Source organism: Enterobacter sp. V89_11 (assembly GCF_029967775.1).
GTDB classification, from domain to species: domain Bacteria; phylum Pseudomonadota; class Gammaproteobacteria; order Enterobacterales; family Enterobacteriaceae; genus Enterobacter; species Enterobacter ludwigii.
In genome coordinates this window covers 1-4,178 of the sequence record NZ_JASCAN010000040.1, presented here as the reverse complement: position 1 = coordinate 4,178, position 4,178 = coordinate 1, and the positions used below count along the sequence as shown (strand labels likewise).

8 protein-coding genes and 2 pseudogenes are annotated in these 4,178 nt (G+C 42.9%); 9 read left to right on the top strand and 1 reads right to left on the bottom strand.

What is annotated here, in order from left to right; translation table 11 throughout:
- Window positions 1-86: 86 nt before the first annotated feature.
- The 5 genes from QLG09_RS22170 to QLG09_RS22160 are packed head-to-tail and all read left to right on the top strand — an operon-like array spanning window position 87 to window position 1,481.
- Entirely contained in the window at window positions 87-566 is a 480-nt protein-coding gene (locus tag QLG09_RS22170; protein ID WP_079230882.1) for a TNT domain-containing protein, read from the top strand.
- The gene (locus QLG09_RS22165; RefSeq protein ID WP_049023488.1) at window positions 547-924 is read left to right on the top strand and encodes a hypothetical protein; all 378 of its coding nucleotides are present in this window, start codon (window positions 547-549) and stop codon (window positions 922-924) included. Before QLG09_RS22170 ends, QLG09_RS22165 begins: the two co-directional genes overlap by 20 nt.
- Before the next feature lie 49 nt (window positions 925-973).
- The gene (locus QLG09_RS22415) at window positions 974-1,120 is read left to right on the top strand and encodes a hypothetical protein (protein WP_332872188.1); all 147 of its coding nucleotides are present in this window, start codon (window positions 974-976) and stop codon (window positions 1,118-1,120) included.
- On the top strand, window positions 1,072-1,275 hold the full coding sequence (locus QLG09_RS22410; RefSeq protein ID WP_332908929.1) for a hypothetical protein: 204 nt from the start codon (window positions 1,072-1,074) through the stop codon (window positions 1,273-1,275). Before QLG09_RS22415 ends, QLG09_RS22410 begins: the two co-directional genes overlap by 49 nt.
- Window positions 1,276-1,283: 8 nt before the next feature.
- Window positions 1,284-1,481, top strand: coding sequence for a hypothetical protein (locus QLG09_RS22160; protein ID WP_049023489.1), 198 nt, complete (start codon window positions 1,284-1,286; stop codon window positions 1,479-1,481).
- A gap of 70 nt (window positions 1,482-1,551) precedes the next feature.
- Here QLG09_RS22160 and QLG09_RS22155 read toward each other — a convergent pair whose 3' ends face one another.
- Window positions 1,552-1,650 (bottom strand): DUF933 domain-containing protein, encoded by a 99-nt coding sequence (locus tag QLG09_RS22155; RefSeq protein ID WP_196761980.1) that lies wholly within the window; start codon window positions 1,648-1,650, stop codon window positions 1,552-1,554.
- Window positions 1,651-1,681: 31 nt separating this feature from the next.
- On the opposite strand from QLG09_RS22155, the pseudogene QLG09_RS22150 reads away from it, so the two are divergent.
- The 4 genes and pseudogenes from QLG09_RS22150 to QLG09_RS22135 all read left to right on the top strand — a co-directional run.
- Window positions 1,682-2,455 (top strand): annotated as a pseudogene (locus tag QLG09_RS22150) (RHS repeat-associated core domain-containing protein); the annotation flags it as partial.
- 139 nt (window positions 2,456-2,594) lie between these two features.
- Window positions 2,595-2,900 carry a hypothetical protein gene (locus QLG09_RS22145; protein ID WP_126488231.1) on the top strand — a complete coding sequence of 102 codons (306 nt, stop codon included), beginning with the start codon at window positions 2,595-2,597 and terminating at the stop codon, window positions 2,898-2,900.
- 8 nt (window positions 2,901-2,908) lie between these two features.
- Complete coding sequence (locus tag QLG09_RS22140; protein WP_049023182.1) at window positions 2,909-3,427, top strand: hypothetical protein; 519 nt, start codon at window positions 2,909-2,911, stop codon at window positions 3,425-3,427.
- Between the two features lie 394 nt (window positions 3,428-3,821).
- Window positions 3,822-4,113, top strand: a pseudogene (locus tag QLG09_RS22135) (YciI family protein).
- The last annotated feature ends 65 nt before the right edge of the window (window positions 4,114-4,178 follow it).

The window sequence follows — 4,178 nt, the reverse complement described above, 5'->3', positions numbered from 1 at the left end:
CCGATAGGGCTGGCGGGGGGATAAACCTTTACCAGTATGCGCCGAATGCGCTGGGGTGGATCCGTGGGGGGTGAGTCGGTGTCAAAATGAATGGAATGGTTTCCAATCCAAATCAAAAGGTGTTTTTCAAAACACGGACAGATGCTTCAAAAGCATATAAATTATGGAAAAACCAAGACTGGCAAAGCTTAGAATCCTTTATGGGACCTGGAGCATGGCCTCCAAATAGAGGGCTTACCAAAGCTACGCCGATAACATTGAAACCGGGAACTAAAATTGACAGATATGGTGGTCGTATCAACGATGGGACTTTCAGTGATACAGGAACTTTCGTATCTCCTGCTGGAGCATCTTTCGAAAGCCGAGCCTTGCCTTTGGATACGCTAGATAAAACATATAAAACCTACGAAGCGGTTGCTCCGGTACATGCATATGCAGGACCCGCGATACCTTGGTTTGAACAACCAGGAGGGGGAACTCAATATGCACTATCTAAATCAATAAAACAACTATTGGCTGATAAAAAATTAGAGAGAAATAAATTTCATGAGTCTGGGAAGTTATAATTTTAAACCCAAGAGAACAATATATGATGGAAAGGATGATGATTTTTATGATTATTCAGAAAAAATATCCATACCAAAGTTAGATTGCGAGATTGTTTTCAAAAATGAAGATGCCAAACCTCTTTGGGGTATACATGATGATTTAAAAAAACAAATCTTGAAAAATATCTCTGGGATAAAGGTTAAAACATATAGCGATGATCTAAGCCCCTCCTATAAATATAACGATTTAGATATTTATGTTTATTCCAGTTTGTTTGCAGGCAATGTTTTGCATATAGTTTTAGCTGAGGGTGAAAGTCAGGCTGCCAGATATAAAATCATATTATTAGGGTTTGTATTAACTGACTGCAATTAACGCTATTTCAGCGAAATAGCATGGTGATGCAAGTTTATTCCCATCTTCTATTGTCGATAAATTACGAGGCCGGGAAGTAAAATCCTTTGATGATTTTAGCGAGAACTTCTGTATAGGGGGATATTTCGATTCGCATCTTTCAAAGCAATGTTGTTCATCAAATGTTACCAGAATGCGGGGCGGAAAGCTCCAATAGCGCATGCTATGCAATGGAACGTGAAAAATAGATATTTTGTACTACACCATAGAACCCCTGCCCAACATGGAGGCGGTGTATATGATATTGATAATCTGGTAATTATTACGCCAAGATATCACCTTGACACACTAGACCGTGCTTATCCTTTTTAAGGAGTAATATGCAAAGACAAAAGCTTATTGAACTGATAAAAAAAATCCAACGTAGTGAAGGTACAGAAGAGGAAGCTGAGAACAACATTGACCTACTTTGTAGAAGTGTCGCAGACCCTCAGGCAGCCAATTACATTTATTATGAAGAACTTAGCGCAGAAGAAATTGCTGATAAAATTATAAACTACAAACCAATCCAACTATAAATATTATTCTGGTGGCGCAATGAGTCTCCCATATGAAAAAAATCCATGCCAAAGCGTGGATTTTTTCCATTCAAAACAGATCAAACGTTAACAAGATGTTCACCACGTCGCCATCTTTAACGATGTAATCTTTACCTTCAACAGGCATTCGGACTTCCTCCTTACGCACCTTGCTGACCCTTACCCTCAATATTTTGCCTGTACAGGACAGCACGTTGCCTGGCCAGGAGCAGTGCCGCTGGGATGCTGCCGGTAACCCGCTGGAAGGTTCTGCTGAGAAGGTCACGGACAACCGCCTGACGCAGCTGAACGGCATTCGCTGGCGCTATGATATCCACGGCCGCACTGTGGAGAAGGATAACGGCCAGACCCGCTGGCACTACCGCTACGACGGTGAAGATCGCCTGACGGAAGTGATTAGCCAGCCGCGGGACCGCAACAAACCGCAGACGCAGGTCAGCTTCCGCTACGATCCGCTCGGTCGCCGCATCAGCAAAACGCGACGCCAGATGATGGGCGGACAGCCAACCGTCAAGCCGGTCACCACCCGGTTTGTCTGGGAAGGGGTCCGCCTGCTGCAGGAGGTGCACGGGGACGTGCCGCTGACCTGTGTCTAAAGCGATCAGGACAGCTACGACCCGCTGGCGCGCATTGATGGCGTGGATGCCCCGGAGATCTTCTGGTTCCACTATCAGCCGAACGGCACGACGGAGCGGATGACGGATATTGAAGGGCAGGTGCGCTGGGAAGGGATGAACAGCGCCTGGGGCAAGCTGCTGCGGGAAAGTGAAACGCAGGTATCAGGATATTCCCAGAACCTGCGGATGCAGGGGCAATACCTGGATCGTGAGACAGGGCTGCACTACAAACTGTTCCGGTATTACGGCCCGGGCTGCGGACGGTTTACGCAGCAGGATCTGATAGGGCTATATGGCGGGTTAAATCTTTACAGCTATGCTCCTAATCCATTAGGTTGAATAGCTCCGCTGGGTCTATGCAAGAGAGGGGATCCCAATGCAACTGAGTCTATATTTAGGGTTCAAGCGGGAATTCCACCAAATGCAAGTCGGGTCAGAATCAAATTAGATTCTGCTAATAACCCCAAAATTCAGCGTGGACCACTTAAATAGTGGAACCTTAAATATCAGTATTGGAGATAGCTCGCATGCTCAGCATTTCCTTGATATTAGAGGTGGTAATGCAGAAATTGTCTCCTTTCAACTTCCTAAGTGGATGGCGGATTTCATAGAAGAAAGTGCAATACCTCAGGCCGTTTATCGTACTAATCCGTTAAATCAAGGTTGGTTAGCTCCTAAGCGTGTCGATCCGACAACGCCAGGTAGATCGTATGAATTACCATCAATGTGGGCAGAATGGCTTGAAGAAGTAGCGATTCCAGGCTCGGGGAATGTAAAATAGGTTACTATATGAATGTTAATAAAGATGATGAACTCCTTGTAATAGTGAAGAACGAAGGAAGATTTTACTGGTTCGTTGCCTTTAAAGAAATGTGGGTTTTGGACAGAGTTAAATGGGTAGACGATTTTGTGAAAAACGGGGTGGAAATTAACTTACAGGATATCCATAAAGAAAGATATGACATACCAGTAGTAAATGAAGAAAACGTACAAATATTCATTGATAACTTAATTAAAGAGGGTTATTTATACGATAAGGATGATATGTCTGTGGCGTTTTACAATAGGCTTTCAGAAAAAACAACCTGGTGGGATATATATGATCTAATGCCGGATTTATTTATAGACTTTGATAGTAAGCGACTATATTCTGAATATGTTGAGAATATGCATTATCACAAATATGTTCCTGATGGATGGTTAGGTAAACTTGTTGATTTCTGCAGTGATGGAACGTTACCTCAAGATGAAATATTCTGGATAAAAAATGAAACAGATTATAGAAGCATTGTGATCGTTAAACGGTAAAAATATACTTTCGGCATATCATTATTAGACTATGCAATGTTAGATTCAACACGTTAATTAGTCTTTGTATTAAATGAACAAAAGCCGTTACCAGGCGTTTTGACAAACTTCAATGCACTGTGTGACAAAGTATATTTGTCTGCACCTCCCCAAGGGACTTTTTTATTGCTTAACATTCACTCTTCCAAGGGAAGTCATCATTGTCTGTAGTTATGCGGTAAAAAAACGGCTGGCATGATTGGTTTTTCATATGATGCATAACGTATTTTCCCAATCCGGACCCGCGTATTAAGATTAAAATACACATAAACGTTATAACAATACCGGGTGGCAAAAGAGGAGCTGCATAAACAGTTCCAACAATCGGCGTAAAAACCTAACTGAGAGGCAAAGGATGAGCACGGTTTACATAGTTATTTTAACCAATATAAAACCACTCGAAGAGATTGACGCAGCGATACCTGCTCATGTTGAGTGGCTTAAAAAAGGATACGTAGAGGGGGGGGCTGACGTCCGGTAGACGGATCCCAAGAAACGGTGGTGTCATTCTCCCTAAGTGTGAGAGTCTTGCCTCTCATGAAGAGCGCTTATGCGAGGATCCTTTTCAGAGGTTAAAACTTGCGACTGCCGAAATCATTCCTTTTGAACCCAGTATGAAGACAGAACTCCTGGAAAATGTGTTTTGACGCCGTAAGGAAATCAAACGTTAAACAAGAGTTCATCACATCGCCATCTTTAACGATGTAATCTT

Excerpts from the sequence above, each read along its gene's own strand:
- QLG09_RS22410 (WP_332908929.1), top strand. The coding sequence starts at position 1,072 with ATGTTGTTCATCAAATGTTACCAGAATGCGGGGCGGAAAGCTCCAATA.
- QLG09_RS22170 (WP_079230882.1), top strand. The coding sequence starts at position 87 with ATGAATGGAATGGTTTCCAATCCAAATCAAAAGGTGTTTTTCAAAACA.
- QLG09_RS22160 (WP_049023489.1), top strand. The coding sequence starts at position 1,284 with ATGCAAAGACAAAAGCTTATTGAACTGATAAAAAAAATCCAACGTAGT.
- QLG09_RS22165 (WP_049023488.1), top strand. The coding sequence starts at position 547 with ATGAGTCTGGGAAGTTATAATTTTAAACCCAAGAGAACAATATATGAT.
- QLG09_RS22140 (WP_049023182.1), top strand. The coding sequence starts at position 2,909 with ATGAATGTTAATAAAGATGATGAACTCCTTGTAATAGTGAAGAACGAA.